The organism is Pseudomonas sp. AC355, assembly GCF_979258205.1.
The window spans coordinates 658,779-676,902 of sequence record NZ_OZ409843.1 but is presented as its reverse complement, the minus strand read 5'-3'; the positions used below and the strand labels follow the sequence as shown (position 1 = coordinate 676,902).

The 18,124-nt window shown below is 61.0% G+C and carries 15 protein-coding genes and 2 pseudogenes; 11 read left to right on the top strand and 6 right to left on the bottom strand.

Annotation, left to right across the window (positions count from 1 at the left end; genetic code table 11):
- Nucleotides 1–13: 13 nt before the first annotated feature.
- Both ACZ0AI_RS03210 and ACZ0AI_RS03205 read right to left on the bottom strand, forming a co-directional pair.
- Nucleotides 14–1,126, bottom strand: a complete 1,113-nt coding sequence (locus tag ACZ0AI_RS03210) for a DUF5610 domain-containing protein (protein WP_463564536.1) — start codon at nucleotides 1,124–1,126, stop codon at nucleotides 14–16.
- Between the two features lie 89 nt (nucleotides 1,127–1,215).
- The gene (locus tag ACZ0AI_RS03205; protein WP_225831659.1) at nucleotides 1,216–2,424 is read right to left on the bottom strand and encodes an ammonium transporter; all 1,209 of its coding nucleotides are present in this window, start codon (nucleotides 2,422–2,424) and stop codon (nucleotides 1,216–1,218) included.
- A gap of 370 nt (nucleotides 2,425–2,794) precedes the next feature.
- On the opposite strand from ACZ0AI_RS03205, the gene ACZ0AI_RS03200 reads away from it, so the two are divergent.
- The 7 genes from ACZ0AI_RS03200 (at nucleotide 2,795) to ACZ0AI_RS03170 (ending at nucleotide 9,482) form a co-directional block, all read left to right on the top strand.
- Nucleotides 2,795–3,124 carry an ElaB/YgaM/YqjD family protein gene (locus tag ACZ0AI_RS03200; RefSeq protein ID WP_042555727.1) on the top strand — a complete coding sequence of 110 codons (330 nt, stop codon included), beginning with the start codon at nucleotides 2,795–2,797 and terminating at the stop codon, nucleotides 3,122–3,124.
- A gap of 12 nt (nucleotides 3,125–3,136) precedes the next feature.
- Nucleotides 3,137–3,523, top strand: a complete 387-nt coding sequence (locus tag ACZ0AI_RS03195; protein ID WP_463564535.1) for a phage holin family protein — start codon at nucleotides 3,137–3,139, stop codon at nucleotides 3,521–3,523.
- Entirely contained in the window at nucleotides 3,520–3,861 is a 342-nt protein-coding gene (locus ACZ0AI_RS03190; protein WP_463564534.1) for a hypothetical protein, read from the top strand. Before ACZ0AI_RS03195 ends, ACZ0AI_RS03190 begins: the two co-directional genes overlap by 4 nt.
- 83 nt (nucleotides 3,862–3,944) lie before the next feature.
- A complete protein-coding gene (locus ACZ0AI_RS03185) occupies nucleotides 3,945–5,105 on the top strand; it encodes an EAL domain-containing protein (RefSeq protein WP_463564533.1) in 1,161 nt (386 codons plus the stop codon).
- Nucleotides 5,106–5,233: 128 nt separating this feature from the next.
- A complete protein-coding gene (locus ACZ0AI_RS03180) occupies nucleotides 5,234–6,565 on the top strand; it encodes a deoxyguanosinetriphosphate triphosphohydrolase (RefSeq protein WP_463564532.1) in 1,332 nt (443 codons plus the stop codon).
- Nucleotides 6,566–6,567: 2 nt separating this feature from the next.
- Nucleotides 6,568–7,665, top strand: a complete 1,098-nt coding sequence (locus ACZ0AI_RS03175; RefSeq protein WP_463564531.1) for an FUSC family protein — start codon at nucleotides 6,568–6,570, stop codon at nucleotides 7,663–7,665.
- Nucleotides 7,666–7,715: 50 nt separating this feature from the next.
- Nucleotides 7,716–9,482, top strand: a complete 1,767-nt coding sequence (locus ACZ0AI_RS03170; RefSeq protein ID WP_463564530.1) for a hypothetical protein — start codon at nucleotides 7,716–7,718, stop codon at nucleotides 9,480–9,482.
- Between the two features lie 36 nt (nucleotides 9,483–9,518).
- On the opposite strand, the gene ACZ0AI_RS03165 is transcribed toward ACZ0AI_RS03170, so the two are convergent.
- Nucleotides 9,519–9,863 (bottom strand): YggL family protein, encoded by a 345-nt coding sequence (locus ACZ0AI_RS03165; RefSeq protein ID WP_463564529.1) that lies wholly within the window; start codon nucleotides 9,861–9,863, stop codon nucleotides 9,519–9,521.
- Nucleotides 9,864–10,019: 156 nt separating this feature from the next.
- Between ACZ0AI_RS03165 and dacB the strand changes: the two are divergent.
- Nucleotides 10,020–11,497: pseudogene (gene dacB / locus ACZ0AI_RS03160) on the top strand (D-alanyl-D-alanine carboxypeptidase/D-alanyl-D-alanine endopeptidase).
- A gap of 96 nt (nucleotides 11,498–11,593) precedes the next feature.
- Here dacB and rlmKL read toward each other — a convergent pair.
- A complete protein-coding gene (gene rlmKL / locus ACZ0AI_RS03155; RefSeq protein WP_463564528.1) occupies nucleotides 11,594–13,840 on the bottom strand; it encodes a bifunctional 23S rRNA (guanine(2069)-N(7))-methyltransferase RlmK/23S rRNA (guanine(2445)-N(2))-methyltransferase RlmL in 2,247 nt (748 codons plus the stop codon).
- A gap of 424 nt (nucleotides 13,841–14,264) precedes the next feature.
- Between rlmKL and rmf the strand changes: the two genes are divergently transcribed.
- Nucleotides 14,265–14,480, top strand: coding sequence for a ribosome modulation factor (gene rmf / locus ACZ0AI_RS03150; RefSeq protein ID WP_225831642.1), 216 nt, complete (start codon nucleotides 14,265–14,267; stop codon nucleotides 14,478–14,480).
- Between the two features lie 95 nt (nucleotides 14,481–14,575).
- Here the strand turns inward: rmf and ACZ0AI_RS03145 are convergent, their stop codons facing one another.
- Entirely contained in the window at nucleotides 14,576–15,598 is a 1,023-nt protein-coding gene (locus tag ACZ0AI_RS03145) for a quinone-dependent dihydroorotate dehydrogenase (RefSeq protein WP_463564527.1), read from the bottom strand.
- Between the two features lie 129 nt (nucleotides 15,599–15,727).
- Complete coding sequence (locus ACZ0AI_RS03140) at nucleotides 15,728–15,949, bottom strand: DUF2835 domain-containing protein (protein ID WP_042555839.1); 222 nt, start codon at nucleotides 15,947–15,949, stop codon at nucleotides 15,728–15,730.
- A 170-nt stretch (nucleotides 15,950–16,119) separates the two neighbouring features.
- Between ACZ0AI_RS03140 and ACZ0AI_RS03135 the strand changes: the two genes are divergently transcribed.
- Nucleotides 16,120–16,983 carry a DUF6685 family protein gene (locus ACZ0AI_RS03135; RefSeq protein ID WP_463564526.1) on the top strand — a complete coding sequence of 288 codons (864 nt, stop codon included), beginning with the start codon at nucleotides 16,120–16,122 and terminating at the stop codon, nucleotides 16,981–16,983.
- A gap of 82 nt (nucleotides 16,984–17,065) precedes the next feature.
- Nucleotides 17,066–18,078, top strand: a pseudogene (locus ACZ0AI_RS03130) (alpha/beta fold hydrolase).
- Nucleotides 18,079–18,124 lie beyond the last annotated feature (46 nt).

The following is an 18,124-nucleotide window of genomic DNA, read 5'->3' as shown; positions in this document are numbered from 1 at the left end:
CCGCTCCTCTGTATCAGGCGCTCGCAGCACCTTCATCCGCTTTCGGCGCCAACGTGGAGCCCAGCAGGCCTTGCAGACCGTCCAGCAGGCGGCCATTGAGCTGCTCGGCCTTGTCCAGCCGCGCATTATCGAAACGCTCGTCCAGAGAGAAGCCCCCCTTGAGCAGATCCTGCAGCAGGCCCTTGCCGTCGCTGCCCCACTCATTGGCAGTACGCAGTGCGTCGAGCAAGCCTTGAGCATAGTCGTTGAGCGCGCCATTCACCGCACTGGCCGGTTGCCCACCCTGGCTGGCCACCGAGCCGTAGGTATCGGTAGCCTGGCGCACGCTGGTCTGAGTCAATTTCAGGGACATGGAGGCCAGTTGCGAGCCGTCCATTTCCAGTGACATGGCCCGATCGAAGGCGCCGGCTACATCACCGGAATAGAAGGAATTGGAAAGATCCTGCACCTGGCTGAACAGCTTCTCCAGGGCGGCTTTTTCCTGATCATCCAGATCACCCTCGACCTGCACCTGCCAACCACCGATCTGCAGACTGCCGGACTGGCTGCTCGAACCTTCGGTGCGCGACCAGGCGGCGGACGCCTGAGCGATCGATACACGCAGGCGGTCACCATCTCGGGTGGTGATATCCAACTCGAAGCTTTCCGCCACGGCCGCAAAACGGTCGCTCGACGTCGGCACGACACCAGCGGCTGGCGCTGCGCCGAACTGTTTGTCGAGGCCGGCAAAGCCCTGCTGAATGCGCTGGTAGGTATCGTCGATATCAGTGGCGACCTTGCCCTTGAGAACGCCCATGCCGTCGAGAATCTTGCGGGCTTCGTCGAAGCCCTTCTCTACGCCAGAACGGGCCTGATCCATGAATTTCTGCAGCTTTTCCGGGCTCGCCCCTGCAGCCGCTTCGCTCTTCAGCCGCTGCTCGATGAACCCGAGCACGCGATCCGCCACCTTCTCCGGAGAGAAGTCATCCTGCTTGGCGGTGAGCGAGCCGGCAGGCAGACCCAGGCGCTCGGCAAGCCGATTGGACAGCGCGACCTGGGCATCGGCCGCGTTGCGGATGGTGGTCTGGCCGCCAATCTGAGGCGAGCGGCCTGTCGTTGAGGTCGACAGCGGAAGAGAAACAGTCATGGCAAGTCACCGAAACGGAGCATGTGCAAGGTTGACGGCAGCTTGCGGCAAAAGTTTAGGGCTAGCTACCGAGCAACTCGACAAGCGGCTCAGTCCTGACTGACCGCACCGATCTTGTGTATCGACAGATCGGCGCCGTAATACTCCTGCTCCTGGCTCAAACGAATGCCGACGACCAGCTTCAGCGCGCCGTATACCAGGAAGCCGCCAATCAGCGCCACCAGCACACCCAGTACGCTGCCGAGCAACTGACTGACCAGGCTGACACCACCCAGACCACCCCACATCTGCTGCCCGAAGATGCCGCAGGCGATACCGCCCCAGACGCCACACAAACCGTGCAGCGGCCAGACGCCGAGCACATCGTCGATCTTCCATTTCACTTGAGTGGCGGTAAACGCCCAGACGAACAGCGCGCCGGCAATAGCGCCAGTGACCAGCGCACCGACCGGATGCATCAGGTCGGAACCTGCGCAAATCGCCACCAGGCCGGCCAGCGGGCCGTTATGCAGGAAGCCCGGGTCGTTGCGACCGACGATCAGCGCCGCCAGGGTGCCGCCGACCATTGCCATCAGCGTGTTCACGGCCACCAGTCCGCTGATGCTGCCCAGGGTCTGGGCGCTCATCACGTTGAAGCCGAACCAGCCGATGATCAGTATCCACGAGCCAAGAGCGAGGAACGGAATGCTCGACGGCGCCATAGCGACCAGGCGGCCATCGCGGTAACGGCCATCCCGACGCCCGAGCAGCAGCACCGCGGTGAATGCCAGCCAGCCGCCAACGCCATGCACCACCACCGAACCGGCAAAGTCGTGGAATGGCGCGCCAAATTGCGCCTCCAGCCAGCTCTGCAGGCCGAAGTTGCCGTTCCAGATCATGCCCTCGAAGAATGGATAGACGAAGGCGACTATCAGTGCCGTGGCGCACAGCTGCGGGCCGAAGCGCGCGCGCTCGGCGATGCCACCGGAAATGATCGCCGGTATCGCCGCCGCGAAGGTCAGCAGAAAAAAGAACTTCACCAATGCGTAACCATTGCCCTCCACCAGTACGCTGGCGGGGTGCAGAAAGGTCACCCCATAGGCAATCCAGTAGCCGACGAAGAAGTAGGCCATGGCGGAGATCGCGAAGTCCGAGAGAATCTTCGACAGAGCGTTGACCTGATTCTTCTGCCTTACCGTGCCCACTTCCAGAAAAGCGAAGCCGGCGTGCATGGCGAGCACCATGATCGCGCCGATCAGGATGAACAATGTATTGGAGCCGTGAATCAGCGTTTGCACGGCACTGTTGAGGTTTTCCATCGAGGCAGAGGCTCCGCAGAGAAAAGCACCAGAAAAGAACATCGCGCAATCAGAGAGCACCACAAAGAGGCACTAGCAGCCGTTTTGCTGCGTTCTCAACTGAAGGCGAGCGCCATCCTGGTGCTCAACGACGCTGTCATTTCAGTACTTATTTATTAATTATCAATTGGTTGCGTACGCACCAGACCATTGCCTTCCTAGCGGAGCAAGCACCATAAACATGCATTTCAGGCACGAACGCACCACGCCAATGCAATGCTTATGCCTTCCGCGCCTGCTTCATTCCCGGCGATTCACAGATAGACTGAACCTGGTCAATGGCAGCTACTCGAACCCCTTACACCGCATCACACCTACAGGAGAACGATCCATGGCCCGCCCACTTCCTTCACGTCCTGCTGCACCTGCCAATAAAGAAGAGCTGCTCGAAGAGTTTCAGGCTTTGGTGCGCGACACCGAAGTCCTGCTGCAGCACTCGGCCAGCCTGGTCGGCGATCAAGCCGAAGAGCTGCGCGCGCAGATCCGTGACAGCCTCGGCCGTGCGCGTTCGACGCTGAAGAACACCGAAGAGAACGTTGTACTGCGCGGTAAGGCTGCAGTCGGCGCGACCGAAGACTATGTGCAGACCCACCCATGGCAGACCATCGGCATAGCCGCCGGCATTGGTATACTGATCGGCATGCTCATTAGCCGACGTTGATCAGGACAGCACATGGATGACAGCCAGACAGCAGCACCTCCCAGCCGCGGCCCTTCGCCGCGGCGCCTGGCCGGTGCCCTGCTCGGGCTGATTCAGGGCCATGTGGCACTGTTCAGCGAAGAGTTTCGGGAGCAGCAGGCGCGCACCGTCACCCTGCTGATCCTGACTGGCTTGTGCGTGTTGTTCGGGCTATTGCTGATCACCGGCCTGTCTGCCGCACTGCTGATCGTATTCTGGGAAAACCACCGCATTCTGGTGATTTCACTGCTTTGCCTCTTCTATACGCTGGGCCTGCTTGCCTGTGCGTCGAGCCTGGTTCAGCGCATGCGTAACGCCCCCGCCCCATTCAGCGCCAGCCTCGAAGAACTGGCCCGCGATCGGGAGCAACTGCTGCCATGACCCGCCCCAGCAGCAAGACCTCCACCCAGGAACTGCGCAAGACCATGCTGCGCCTGCGCCTGGAAATGCATCGTCAGGAAATTCGCCACGAAACAATGGTCATCCTGCAGCCGTTGCAGAAAGCCAAGGACTTCGGCAATCACTGGCGCCAGGAACTCAAAGGCAGCAACGCACCAATCTGGATCACTGGCGGAGCCTTCGCATTGACCCTGCTCGGTATGCGCGGCGGCCAATGGCGTCGCTGGCTACGCATGGCGCTGGAGGCTTTTCCCAACCTGAGGAAACGCCCGGCCAACCCTGAAGGCAAAAAGCCAGCAAAAGAGCCTGAGCAAGCCTGATACTGGCCACATTCTTGCTAGCGACATGGGCTTGAGCCGGATATTCCCCGGCATTACCGTTCTCTTTGCTAAGGATGTGCTCGGTGCTCGACGGTCAACCGCTCGCCGTCTTCCAACCCTTTATCGATACGGCTACCGGCCAGATTGCTGGCGTCGAAGCGCTGGCCAGGCTGCGTGACGCACAGGGTCGCCTGCACTCGGCAGGGCCGCTGTTCGCCGATCCCAAGACACCGCCAACCGCCCTGCGCCGCCTCGACCGGCAAGTGCGTGAACAAGCGCTGATGCGTTTTCACGACGCGCCATCGCAATGGTTCTTGAGCCTGAACATATCGCCACGCTGGATCAGTCGCTTGCGACCTGAACAGGCATTGCCCAGCCTCAAGCAGCTTGAGCGCAGCGGTATCGATCCCAAGCGCGTGGTTTTCGAGATCACCGAACTCGGTGGCGCAAGCCAGCGCCTGCCTGGCGTAGTGGCTCGCTACCGGGAAGCCGGCGCGCGCATCGCCATCGATGACTTCGGCGCTGGCTACTCCCAGCTCGACCGGGTGCTGGCCTTGCAACCCGACATTCTCAAGCTGGACATGCGCCTGTTCCAGGAAGCAGCCCGTGGCGGCCCCAGTGGCGAAGTGGTCAAGGCACTGGCGATGATGGCCGAAAAAACCGGCTGCTGGATCATCGCCGAGGGTGTGGAAACCAACGCCGAACTCGACTTTGCGTTGGAATGCGGAGCCCGCTACGTGCAAGGCTATCTGTTTGCCAGGCCCGAACTGGCGTTCTTCGAGAACGATGCGTTCGTTGATCGTTTCGCACTGCTGCGCGATCAGTACGTGCAGCAGAAATTGGCCGAGAGGGCTCGTCTGATGGGCCTACGCAAACAACTCGCCGAGCTGTTCGCAGTGCTCAAGAAAGATCTGGAAAGCGGTCTGCCGGCAGCGCTTGCCGCGCCAGTGGCCTACCCCTGGCTGCTGCGCCTGTACCAATGTGACCGCCATGGCACACAGACCACGCCCAACCTGGAGTGGCGCGACGGTGCCTGGCAGGCCGATGATCGCTACATCGGCCATAACTGGTCGTGGCGCCCGTATTTCTATCAGCTGCTCGCCGAGGGTTGGGAAGAGCGCCGCCTGATTCTATCCAGCACTTACCGCGATGCGACCAGCAACCAGTACTGCCTCACGGCCGGGCAGTTCATCGACAACGGCAACCGGCTGTTACTGGTCGATATCGATGCCAATGGACTTTAGTGGATGCAGCCTTGCAGTTACTTCGTCGAACAGGGAAGCTAACGATCAATTCGCATGTGGGTCGTTGGCAAACCACATGCATCTGACCGACGAAGGCCGCGCCATCGTCTCCGGTAAAGGAAGCACGCTTGGACTGGCAAACCCTGCTCACCCGTGAACGTCTTGGCAAACCGTCGCCCAGCGCCGATGAACTGGGCCGCAGCCCCTTTCACAAGGATCATGACCGGATCATCTTCTCCGGTGCCTTCCGCCGCCTGGGCCGCAAGACCCAGGTGCACCCGGTGTCCAGCAACGACCACATCCACACGCGTCTGACCCACTCGCTGGAAGTCAGCTGCGTGGGCCGTTCCCTGGGCATGCGCGTCGGCGAGATACTGCGTAGCGAACTGCCCTCCTGGTGCGAGCCGAGCGACCTGGGCATGGTGGTGCAGTCGTCCTGCCTGGCTCATGACATCGGCAACCCGCCTTTTGGCCATTCCGGTGAAGACGCCATTCGCCACTGGTTCCAGCAGGCGGCCGGTCGCGGCTGGCTGGACGCCATGAGCGATGCCGAACGCGGCGACTTCCTCAGTTTCGAAGGCAACGCCCAGGGCTTTCGGGTACTCACCCAACTGGAGTACCACCAGTTCGATGGTGGCACACGCCTCACCTATGCAACCCTCGGCACCTACCTAAAGTACCCCTGGACGTCCCGCCACGCGGAAGCTCTGGGCTACAAGAAGCACAAGTTCGGTTGCTACCAGAGCGAGCTGCCGCTGCTCGAGCAGATCGCCAGTAAGCTCGGCCTGCCGCAACTCGAAGAACAGCGCTGGGCACGTCACCCCCTGGTCTATCTGATGGAGGCCGCAGACGATATCTGTTACGGCCTGATCGACCTCGAAGACGGCCTGGAAATGGAGCTGCTCGACTACGCCGAAGTGGAGTCGCTGCTGCTCGATCTGGTCGGCGATGACCTGCCGGAAACTTACCGCCAGCTGGGCCCCAACGATTCGCGTCGACGCAAGCTGGCGATCCTGCGCGGCAAGGCCATCGAGCACCTGACCAACTCGGCAGCCCACGCCTTCGTCGAGCAGCAGTCGGCGTTGCTGGCAGGTACCCTGGAAGGCGACCTGGTCGAGCACATGCACGGCCCAGCCAAGAATTGCGTGCAAGCCGCCAAGGCAATGGCTCGGGAAAAGATCTTTCAGGACAAACGCAAAACCCTCCACGAGATCGGTGCCTACACCACCCTGGAAATTCTCCTCAATGCTTTCTGCGGCGCGGCGCTGGAACAACATGGCGGGCGTACGCCGTCGTTCAAGAACCGCCGCATCCTCGACCTGCTCGGCCATAACGCGCCCGATCCGCACTGGCCGCTGTACCGCTCCTTCCTGCGGATGATCGACTTCATTGCCGGCATGACCGATAGCTATGCTACCGAAATGGCCCGCGAAATGACCGGTCGCTCGAGCCCCGTCTGAGCATGCGCCAGGTATTGCGACAGTTGTTCAGCTGGCACGCCGGGCCACCTGCCTGGGGCCCGGCCGTGGTGGCCGGGTTGGGCTGTGCGCTGCCGTTGCTGCTGGGGCTGTTCAGCGCTCACCCTGGCTTCCTGTGGGCCTCGGTCGGTGCCTTTCAGGCTGCACAGGCCAATCCGCTGCACCGCTTCGGCATGCTGCGCATGCTGCTGCTAACCGGGCTCGGCGCCTGCAGTGCAGGGTTGGGTTTCTGGTCGGCGACACACCCACTGATCAGCCTGTCGCTGTTCGCCGCCTTCGGCCTACTGCTCGCCTGGCTGCAGCGTTACGGTACCGAGGCGGGCAAGCTGGGTATCGGCCTCACTGTGTGCCTGTGCCTGGGGCAAGGCCAATACGGCAGCAGCAGCCTGAACAACCCCTACGCCATCGCCATGCTGTTCATTCTCGGAGGGCTGTGGGTGATGCTCCTGGCGTTCGGCCTGCGTGGCGTTCACGGCCTGCGCATGTGGCCGTACATGCCGCGCCTGATGAGCCTGATAAAGGTGCTGCGCCGCCATGCCCGCCGCCAGTCACGCCAGCAGTGGTGGTTGTACGCGATGGGCTGCACGCTGGCAGTATCGCTGGCCGGCCTGATCGTCAACCTCGCGCACCTGCAGCGCGGCTACTGGTTGACTCTGGCGGTGGTCACCACCCTGCAGCTGGAGTTCAGGGGCAGCCTGGTGCGCGCCCTGCAGGCAAGCATGGCCAGCCTGAGCGCTGCCGGACTGCTGATTTTGTTCGGCAACAGCCTGCAGAGCCCACCGATGATGGTGGCCATCATGCTGCCGCTGATCACCCTGAGCCGTGCTCTGCAAGCGCACAACTACGGCCTGTTCGTGCTGCAGACCACGGTGTGCTTCGTGCTGCTCGCGGAAAGCCTGGCCAGGGACTGGCACCTGCCACAAGTACGCCTGTTCAACGTCACCCTGGGCATTCTGCTGACATTGTTCATAGCCTTGCTAATGCATGCTCTGCGGCAATGGCTGGACAATCGCGCGGCGATAAAACAGCAACCACTCGGCAATAATGACAAAGTGCCTTCACAAGACTCGACAGTGCCATAAACGCCTGACTATGCTGGCCTATTAATAGCGCAACCATGGAGCGACGCGCGATGCCCAGCAGCTTCCGGCCTGGAGAACGCAGGTTACCCCTGCACGTTCACATTAGCGTGCTGTTCATGCTGATGCTGCTGCTCACCGGCGGTGCGCTGGGTGTGTTCAACTACCGCCAGACCACGGCAATCATCTTCTCCAGCAGCGCTATCCTGTTCGAACATATTCAGCAGGATGTACAGCGCGATATCAGCGCCACCTACCAACCCATCCATCACCTGCTCGGCGTGCTGGCGTTCGCCGAAGGTGCCCGCAGCGATGACCTGCAGACACGCATGCCCCTGCTCGCCCCCTTCGCACAGGCACTGCGTGACAATCCCAAGCTGGCCTCGCTGTACCTCGGTTACCGCAATGGCGACTTCTTCATGGTTCGCGCTCTGCGTAACCGAACCATCCAGCGGCAGTTCCAGGCCCCCGAAGGCGCCTCGCTGCAAATCTGGTCAGTCGAGCAGCACGCAAACGGCCGTGCGGGTGAGTACCTGTATTTCGATGACGCGTTGAACCTGCTGGAGCGCCGTCCATTAGGCAGCCAGGATTACGACCCGCGAATGCGCGAATGGTACAGCCGGGCCCACAGCCAGAACGGCACCATAACCACCACGCCCTATGTATTCTTCTCCTCTGGAGCGATCGGCACCACCCTGGCCAACGCCGTGGGTGATCAAGCAGTGATTGCTGCCGACCTTACCCTGCAAGACCTTTCCGCCACACTCATCAAGCACAAGGTCACGCCCAGCAGCGAAGTGGTGCTATTCGATGCCAGGGGATTGGCCATTGCCTATCCTGATAGCCAGCGTTTACTCAACAATGCACCCGAGCCCAGACTCAAGCCCGTAACCGAACTGCTCACGGAGCTGGCCGACGCCTTTGTCGAACTGACACCCGGGCACAATCAGCAAAGCATCGAAACGTTAAACAAACGCCGTTGGGTAGTTTCACGTAGCCACGTGAGCGAAGGTGGGCCCGATGGCCTTTATCTGGCGCTGCTGGTGCCAGAAGACGAACTGCTCGCCGACGCCTATCGCATTCGCTGGCAAGGTGCATTGATCACCCTGACCACCCTGCTGCTATGCCTGCCCATTGCCTGGCTGGTGTCGCGTTGTATCACCCGGCCGCTGGCTGCCCTACAGAATCAGGCCGAGGCGATGGGGCGTTTCGACTTTGCCGCCGCAAGCGGCCTGCGCTCCTCGGTACTGGAAGTGGATTGCCTGGCCCAGGCCATGGCACAGATGAATAGGGCCCTGACTCACTACCAGGAGATCATCGCCGAACTGGGTCACCAGCAAAGCACTCAGGCACTCTTGAAGTGGATAACGCAGCAAACCCTACAGGCCATCAAGGCCCAAGCCGGCATCGTCTACTTGATCGAAAACGGGCGCCTGCAACCCCACACTATGGAGTTTTCAGATACGACTCACACGCTTCGCCGTAGCGACCTGCACGCTCAACCGCTGGATGGCGACAATTTGCCGACATGGCTGCGCATGGCACTGGATGACGGCCGAGCATCACTTTCACTGGGATTCGACAAAGCTGGCGACTATCGGCCGCTGCTCAACATGCTAGGCACACCACTGGTAAATCTGCTGGCAATTGCTCTACGTGACCGACAAGGCAAACTGCTGGGCATGCTTGTGTTGCTACAAGGCGAGGAGACACAAGACGATTCTCTAGGCATCCGTAGCGAACAATGTGTGGCATTCAGTGAGGCCGTGGCGACAATCACCGCTCGGCATCTGGAGAGTCGTCAGGCTGCATCAACCTGAGAAAGAACGGGCCTCGAACGAGGCCCGTACATTGCATCAGGAAGCCGAGCTGATCTCGTTTTCCGGATACCAGACGTCAAGCAGCGGGCTGACACTGACATCGACCAGCTCCGAACGGCCCTTGAGCCAGGCTTCGACGGCGGCGCGTTGCTCTTCGCTGACCGAACCGCGCTTGGACAGGCATACCAGACCGTAGTCGTCACCACCGACGTAGCCCAGACCATTGGCGGTCATGGCGTCGCTCAGGAATGCATCGAGGAAGGCGTCGACGGCTTCGTCGCTCAGGTCTTCCTTGAAGTTCAGGTTCAGCTCAAAACCCAGCTCCTGGAATTCATCCACACAGAGTTTCTTGCGCAGACGACGGGAACGATTGGTAGCCATGGGTAAAAATCCTTCAGAGTGATAACGCGCGGCACTCTACCAGCTTAGCGAGCTCGATGCCCGTCACCTGACGAAAAACCCCGCAATCGCAGCCCTGATAGCCTAGTCATGGGGCATAATGCGGCGCATTGTCCCAAACCGCTGTGGGAGCTCGTAATGCGATTTTCCGTTGTACCCGCCGTTCGGAGGTTGCGCATCCTCCGCCCTCTGGCCCTCGCCTGCCTCGTACTGCCCACTGCCCTGCCCGCCCTTGCGGCGACCAGCGCCAATCTTCCCGAAAGTGTGGTCAAGAGCCTCAAGGCCAACAAGATCGGCCAGCAATCATTGTCGGTGGTCACCCTGCCGCTCACTGGCCCAGGCAACGGCACTATCTTCAATGCCGACGTTTCGGTGAATCCGGCTTCGACCATGAAGCTGCTGACCACCTTCGCCGCACTGGAACTGCTCGGCCCGACCTATCAGTGGAAAACCGAGTTCTATACCGACGGCCAACTCAAGGACGGCGTGCTCAACGGCAACCTGTACCTCAAGGGTGGCGGCGATCCCAAGCTGAACATGGAAAAGCTCTGGCTGCTGCTGCGTGACCTGCGAGCCAATGGCGTGCGTCAGGTGACCGGCGATCTGGTGCTCGATCGCAGCTATTTCGCACAGCCTGATCTGCCCGCCTTCAACGACGACGGCGGCGATGCCAACAAGCCCTATTTGGTCACCCCCGACTCGCTGCTGGTCAACCTCAAGGCGCTGCGCTTCATCGCCCGCGCCGAGAATGGCAAGGTCACCGTCGCTGCCGAGCCGCCGCTGGCGGGGCTGACGCTGGATAATCAGGTCAAGGTGCTCAAGGCCGGCAAATGCCCGGCCTGGCCGGACGTGCGCTACAACCCCGTCAAGGAGTTCGACGGTACACGGGTGATCGTCACCGGCCAGTTGACCGACGGCTGCAGCGCCCAGACCTACCTGTCGCTGCTCGACCATCCCGGCTATGCAGCGGGTGCCGTGCGCGCCATCTTCCAGGAGCTGGGCGGCAGCATCATGGGCAAGAACCGCCAGGCCGATGTGCCGAAGAGCGCGAGCCTGCTGGCGCGAGCCTTTTCCCCGACCTGGTGGAAATCATCCGCGACATCAACAAGTACAGCAACAACACCATGGCTCGGCAGCTATTCCTCAGCATCGGCGCGCAGAATCGCACCAATGCCGATGTCGACGACGCCCACGCCGCGCAGCGGGTGATCCGCGCCTGGCTGGCCCGCAAGGGCATTACTGCACCGCAGTTGGTAATGGAGAACGGCTCCGGGCTGTCACGTGCGGAACGCCTGAGCGCGCGTGAGATGGGCCGTATTCTGGAGGCTGCCTGGAAGAGCCCCTACGCCGCCGAGTTCATCAGCTCGATGCCGATCGTCGCGCTGGACGGCACCATGCGCAAACGTCTGCGCAACACGCCGATGGCCGGCCAGGCGCACATCAAGACCGGCACCCTGAACAACGTACGCGCCATCGCCGGCTTCAGCCGCGACAGCAACGGCAACAGCTGGGCCGTGGTGGCGATCCTCAACGACCCGAAACCCTGGGGCGCTTCGGTGATCCTCGATCAGGTGCTGCTCGACCTCTACAAGCAGCCGAAGAGCAACGCCAGATAACAGCATGAGATAGCCCAGGTCGAGCGCAGCGACACCCGGGAAATCACCCTGGGTATCGCTTCGCTCAACCCAGGGTACGGTTCTATGGTTGCGGCGTTACTTGGCCATCAACTTCCACGCGCGGTGGATCTTGGCGTTACGGGCGAAATCCGGATCGAGGGTCGCGGCGGTGATCTCCTCTACCTCATAACGCGACGGCAATTGCTCGTCGAGCAGGAACTTGCGGAAGTTATTGGAGAAGTACAAAACGCCATCTGGTGCCAGGCGCGCCATGGCCATGTCCAGTAACTGAACGTGATCGCGCTGTACATCGAACACGCCTTCCATGCGTTTGGAGTTGGAGAAGGTCGGCGGGTCGATGAAGATCAGGTCGTACTCACCCCGATCATCGGCCAGCCAGCTCATCACATCGCCTTGCTCCAGACGGTTCTTGTCGGAAAAGCCGTTAAGCGACAGGTTACGCCGCGCCCAGTCCAAGTAGGTTTTCGACAAATCGACGCTGGTAGTGCTACGCGCACCGCCTTTTGCCGCATGCACACTGGCCGTGGCGGTGTAGCAGTACAGATTGAGGAAGCGCTTGCCAGCCGCCTCTTTCTGGATGCGCAGGCGCAGTGGACGGTGGTCAAGAAACAGCCCGGTATCCAGGTAGTCCGTCAGATTGACCAGCAACTTGATGCCGCCCTCAGCCACTTCCATGAACTTGCCTTGCGCGGCTTGCCGCTCGTATTGCTTGGTACCGCTCTGCCGCTCGCGGCGTTTGATCACCACCTTGCTCTTGTCGACGCCCAGCGCCTGGGGAATGGCTGCCAACGCATCGAACAGACGGGCCTGGGCCTTTTCCGGGTCGATGGAACGCGGTGCGGCATACTCCTGCACATGCACCCAGTCGTGGTAGAGGTCGATAGCGAGGGCGTACTCGGGCATATCGGCATCGTACAGACGGTAGCAATCAACGCCTTCGCGGCGCGCCCACTTGCCGAGCTGCTTGAGATTCTTCTGCAAGCGGTTGGCGAACATCTGCCCGCCTTCGCTCAGGCGCGCCTGCTCGACGGGTGCCGGTGCAGGTTTGATCGGATTGCCGTTGCGGTTGAGCTTTGGCTCTTCGGCCTGCAGCTCGCTCTGCTCACGTTCCCGCTCACGCTGCTCGGGGGTGCGACGCTCGCCAGTGACGAACTGCTCGGGCTGCACCTTGATCAGCAGCAGCTTGCAGGGCAGCGCGCCGTTCCAGAAGGCGTACTGCTTGTGGCTGCGAATACCCATGCGCTTGCCCAGGTCGGGCGCACCGGTAAATACCGCTGCTTCCCAGCCCATGCAGGCCTGGCGCAGACGCTCGCCAAGGTTCTGGTAGAGGTACAGCAGGCTCGCTTCGTCACCCAGGCGCTCGCCGTAGGGCGGGTTGCTGATCACCAGGCCTTTCTGGTTCTGGTCAGGGCGTGGCTCGAAGGTCGCCACTTCGCCCTGATAGACCTTGATCCAGTCACTCAGGCCAGCCCGGTCGATGTTGTTGCGGGCAGGCTGAATCAGTCGCGGATCGGCTTCGTAGCCACGAATCCACAGCGGTGGCTTGGTCAAACCGGCAGCGGCACGCTCTTCGGCTTCAACGCGCAAACGATTCCAGGTGGCTGGCACGTGGCCGAGCCAGTTGCTGAAGCCCCATTGTTCGCGGGTCAGGTTCGGCGCGATATCGGCAGCGATCATCGCGGCCTCGACCAGAAAGGTACCGACCCCGCACATGGGGTCGGCCAGGGCGCCACCTTCAGCGGCGATGCGCGGCCAACCGGCGCGGATCAGCACCGCGGCAGCCAGGTTTTCCTTCAGCGGCGCAGCACCCTGCTGCAGGCGATAACCGCGCTGGTGCAGGCTGTGGCCGGACAGATCCAGCGACAGTATCGCTTCGCCACGGTCCAGGCGCAGGTGCACGCGCATGTCGGGGTTGATCTTGTCCACCGACGGGCGGGTGCCATCGGCCTGGCGCAGCTTGTCAACGATGGCGTCCTTGACCTTCAGCGCCCCGAAATGAGTATTGTCGATACCTGAACCATTACCGCTGAACTCGACGGCCAGGCTGCCACTCGGCAGTAGATGTTCGAACCAGTCGACATTGAGCACACCCTCGTAAAGGGTCTCGGCATCACGCACCGGAAAACGCGCCAGCACCAGCAGCACGCGATTGGCCAGACGCGACCACAGGCACAGGCGATAAGCCGTCTCCATGCTGGCCACACCACGAATGGCCGAGGTGTGCTCGCGAGCCTGATCCAGGCCCAACGCTTTGGCTTCCTCAAGTAGCAGGCCTTCGAGCCCTTTGGGGCACGTGAGGAAGAGTTCGTTATCGTCCGACATCAGAGATCCAGTGCCAAAAGGCAGTAATGGGTTGGGCGCAACAAAAGGCACAACCAAAATAAGTGACAAAAAGTCGCAAAGCGACCCTTCGTCGGAATAAACAGCAGGTGTAATCGATAGCCATTCACGATGGCAAAACACCAGCAAGCAACGTGCGAAGCCCCATTTACCGTGGCTTTCGCTCAAGGCCGACAAAAAATTACGCCGACCTTATGGCCTCACCCGCAAAACCGTTACGTCCTTATGACAAATCGATCATTCACACGGGTTCCTGCATTCGATAGAAATCTACCCAGGCCAACGTTGCAACGACGGTGGCACAGGAGGCTCGCGACGCCGGCAGCGGACTCCACGGCAGAATCTTCTGCCTGACCTCCCAGAGGTCTACGGGACATAAACAGTCAACAAGTGAGGGCAACACCCTATGAGAAGACTTAAGCGTGATCCTTTAGAAAAAGCTTTTTTGCGCGGCTATCAGTACGGTATTAGTGGTAAATCCCGCGAGCTGTGTCCTTTCTCTCTTCCGTCCGTGCGTCAGGCCTGGATCAATGGCTGGCGTGAAGGCCGCGGTGACAACTGGGACGGTTTGACCGGCACCGCCGGTATCCATCGACTCAACGAACTTCGAGCTGTCGGCTAAACCAGGGACCTACCGACTTCACCAAGCACGCTCCATCCGAGCGGCGGGCGCAAGCCCAGGGGCTCCCTAAAGGGAGCCCTTTTTATTTCCCCTCTTCAGCGGCGCGCCGCGGCAATCGCATCCACCGCCTCGCGAATCAGCGCAGGCCCCTTGTAGATGAACCCGGAATAGATCTGCACCAGGCTCGCACCCGCGGCGATCTTGTCCGCGGCATGACGCCCCTCGGTGATACCGCCAGCAGCAATGATCGGCAGACGCCCGCCCAACTCTCCCGCCAGCACGCTGACCGTATGAGTACTCTTGTCGCGTACCGGCGCGCCCGACAGGCCACCAGCCTCGTTGGCGAACGCCAGATTCTCGACACCCTCACGGCTCAACGTGGTGTTGGTGGCGATAACCGCATCCATGCCGCTCTCCAACAATGCCGCCGCAACCTGAACGGTCTCCTCGTCGGTCATGTCCGGGGCGATCTTGATCGCCAGGGGCACGCGACGACCATGGCTCAGCGCCAGTTCGTTCTGGCGTTTGTGCAAGGCATCGAGCAACTGTTTGAGCGAATCGCCGAATTGCAGGCTACGCAGCCCTGGCGTATTCGGCGAACTGACATTGACGGTGATGTAACTGGCGTGGGTATAGACCTTGTCCAGGCAGATCAGGTAATCGTCTACCGCGCGCTCTACCGGGGTATCGAAATTCTTGCCGATATTGATACCCAGCACACCGCCGAATTTGGCGGCCTGCACGCGAGCGAGCAGGTGATCGACGCCATGGTTGTTGAAGCCCATGCGATTGATGATCGCCTCGGCTTCAGGCAGGCGGAACAGCCTGGGTTTTGGATTGCCTGGCTGCGGACGCGGCGTGACCGTACCAATTTCGACGAAACCGAAGCCCAGCTGCGCGAAACCGTCGATGGCATCACCGTTCTTGTCCAGGCCTGCAGCCAGACCAACCGGGTTGGGGAACTGCAGCCCCATCACCGTCACCGGCAGACTGTTCGGCGCCTTGCTCAGACGCCCGGCAAGGCCCAGACGTCCCGCCGCGCCGATCAGGTCGATGGACAACTCGTGGGACGTTTCCGGGGACAGTTTGAACAGCAGCTCGCGGGCCAGGTTGTACATGGGCAGGCTCAGCTCGTCAGTGGCGAAATCGAAAGGCGCGAATTATAGCCGCCCAACGGCCCGCCTAGCGAGGCCTAGGGTCAGTTGACGTTTCAACACGACCCTTTGCAGCTGAAACGTCACTAGCCCCTAAGGCAGGCGACGCAGGCTAAGCAGCTCACCTTCCTCGTTGAATTGCAGCTCGAAGGAACCATAGATGCCTTCATGGGTCAGAAATGGCCGGAAATGATGGGATGGGATACTCACCCGACGACCATCACGGCTGAGGGCCTGAATGCGATTGGCCCGCCCCTGATAGACCACCCGCAGACGCTCTGCCGATAACGCGATATCCAGAACCAGGCTGGGCATGGAGGCTCCTTGCAAATGAATGAACGGATTCTGCCACAGTGCCGCCAGCCAGACGCACTGCCGCCTGGCATTTGCAGTGCATCACTCGAAGCGGCCTCGATACGCCCCTCTCGCAAGACGCCGCCAGCTCTGCCACACTGCAACGGGCACACCGACGTCCGCGAGTTGCCATGAGCCTGCCTGAACAGCCCAGCCCCCTTACCACACGCCTGACCGCCCTGGCTCAGCGTGTAGGTCTGCTTGGTCGTGGCTGCAAGCCGATCTTCGAGCGCGCTAGCCAGTTAAATCTGCCTTTCGCCGCCATTCCGACCTTCGCCGACACCATTTGCTGGCTCGCAGGTTCACCACTGCATCGCCTCAAGGATCTGCCCCGTAGCGCGCTCTCAGGCCCTGTCCAGGAAGACAAGGCAGACGCTCACGCCGCTCTGACCAATCTCATCGAGGTCGAGCACCGGCAGATCGAGCAGATAGACCTGCGCAAAGTCGACAGCCTGGTGCATTGCGATGAGCGCCACACCAGCTTCGAAGACTACGCGGCCAGTGAAGCGTGCCGAAAAATCCGCATCATCAGCTATCGGGACTTTCTCAAGACGCTAGGCCAGGCGCTGCCCGGCTTCCCCAATCAGCGTCTAGATCTCCTCCAGGCCCAATGGCGCGGTGAGCGGCTGTTCTGGGCCGGGGAGTCACACCCGCAGGCATTCGCCAGCGCCGTGGCCTATGCACGGCTACGTGGGCTGGAAATCAGCCTGCCGGCGGACATCACCCGTTATCGCGTCAGCGCGCAAGGCCTGCATGATCTAGAGCAGCATTACCATGCCCTGGCCATGCCCTGCGCCGCCTGGAGCGATGCCGCCTTCATGCAGTTGCTGATGGATCACGACGTGCCCTACGCCCGCCTGAGCCTATTGCGCACCCAGGGCTCACCCGAGTTTCTGCTGCTGCCCAAACACTCGCCACAAGCCTCAGCACTGGGCGAAGGCCTGTGCCAGGCAGGTGCCCCGGATATGCTGCGCTACGTTCACGAACTGGGCTGAAACCCGCCATTCAGACAGGTTTTGTAAACACTTGCCGGCAATATGAGCCGCGCATTGCTGTCAGTCTTTGCTCCCCCAACGTCTGGAGCATCCCCCTGTGCGCATTGCCCTCGCCACACTGCTTATCGCTGGCAGCCTGCCGGCCCTGGCTGCCGAAACGCCCAGTTACGGCCCTGAACTGCAAGGTTTCGATTACCCACACGAGATCAAACGATTCACCTTCGACTCCCAAGGCAACTCGCTGCAAATGGCCTACATGGACGTGCAGCCGAAAAAGCCAACGGCCGAACCGTATTGCTGATGCACGGCAAGAATTTCTGCGGCGCAACCTGGGAAGGCAGCATCGCCGCCCTGAGCGAGGCTGGTTACCGTGTGGTGGTGCCGGATCAGGTGGGCTTCTGCAAGTCCAGCAAGCCCGCTCATTACCAGTACAGCTTTCAGCAATTGGCCAGCAACACTCATGCGCTGCTGGAACAGCTGAAGATCGAGCGCGTGACGGTCATGGGCCATTCCATGGGCGGCATGCTCGCCACCCGCTACGCCTTGCTCTACCCCGAACAGGTTGAGCAGCTCGCGATGGTCAACCCGATCGGCCTGGAAGATTGGAAGACCCTCGGCGTGGCTTACCTGAGCGTGGATCAGTGGTACCAGCGCGAGCTGAAAACCACTGCCGAAGCCAGCCGCAATTACCAGAAGAACACCTACTATGCAGGCCAGTGGCGCCCAGAGTTCGACCGCTGGGTGGATATGCAGGCAGGCATGTTCAAAGGTGATGGCAAGGAAATCGTTGCCTGGAACTCGGCGCTGACCTACGACATGGTCTACACCCAGCCGGTGGTCTATGAGTTCGCCAACCTGAAGATGCCCGTTTTGCTACTGATCGGCGAGAAAGACAATACCGCAGTCGGCAAGGACACAGCGCCCGAAGCGATGCGCAGCAAACTGGGTGACTACAAGGCGCTCGGCCCGGCAACAGCGAAACGTATCCCCGACGCGACCCTGGTGACCTTCCCGGATCTTGGCCACTCGCCGCAGATCCAAGAACCTGAGCGCTTCCACAAGGCATTGCTCGAAGGCCTCCAGCAGAAGCCCTGAGACGGCGGTCTTTTCGTAAGATTGCGGCCTGGCGACAACTCGCCGG

Excerpts from the sequence above, each read along its gene's own strand:
- rmf (WP_225831642.1), top strand. The coding sequence starts at position 14,265 with ATGAGAAGACTTAAGCGTGATCCTTTAGAAAAAGCTTTTTTGCGCGGC.
- ACZ0AI_RS03210 (WP_463564536.1), bottom strand. The coding sequence starts at position 1,126 with ATGACTGTTTCTCTTCCGCTGTCGACCTCAACGACAGGCCGCTCGCCT.
- rlmKL (WP_463564528.1), bottom strand. The coding sequence starts at position 13,840 with ATGTCGGACGATAACGAACTCTTCCTCACGTGCCCCAAAGGGCTCGAA.
- ACZ0AI_RS03200 (WP_042555727.1), top strand. The coding sequence starts at position 2,795 with ATGGCCCGCCCACTTCCTTCACGTCCTGCTGCACCTGCCAATAAAGAA.
- ACZ0AI_RS03165 (WP_463564529.1), bottom strand. The coding sequence starts at position 9,863 with ATGGCTACCAATCGTTCCCGTCGTCTGCGCAAGAAACTCTGTGTGGAT.
- ACZ0AI_RS03145 (WP_463564527.1), bottom strand. The coding sequence starts at position 15,598 with ATGTACAACCTGGCCCGCGAGCTGCTGTTCAAACTGTCCCCGGAAACG.
- ACZ0AI_RS03195 (WP_463564535.1), top strand. The coding sequence starts at position 3,137 with ATGGATGACAGCCAGACAGCAGCACCTCCCAGCCGCGGCCCTTCGCCG.
- ACZ0AI_RS03140 (WP_042555839.1), bottom strand. The coding sequence starts at position 15,949 with ATGCCCAGCCTGGTTCTGGATATCGCGTTATCGGCAGAGCGTCTGCGG.
- ACZ0AI_RS03205 (WP_225831659.1), bottom strand. The coding sequence starts at position 2,424 with ATGGAAAACCTCAACAGTGCCGTGCAAACGCTGATTCACGGCTCCAAT.
- ACZ0AI_RS03175 (WP_463564531.1), top strand. The coding sequence starts at position 6,568 with ATGCGCCAGGTATTGCGACAGTTGTTCAGCTGGCACGCCGGGCCACCT.
- ACZ0AI_RS03190 (WP_463564534.1), top strand. The coding sequence starts at position 3,520 with ATGACCCGCCCCAGCAGCAAGACCTCCACCCAGGAACTGCGCAAGACC.
- ACZ0AI_RS03170 (WP_463564530.1), top strand. The coding sequence starts at position 7,716 with ATGCCCAGCAGCTTCCGGCCTGGAGAACGCAGGTTACCCCTGCACGTT.
- ACZ0AI_RS03135 (WP_463564526.1), top strand. The coding sequence starts at position 16,120 with ATGAGCCTGCCTGAACAGCCCAGCCCCCTTACCACACGCCTGACCGCC.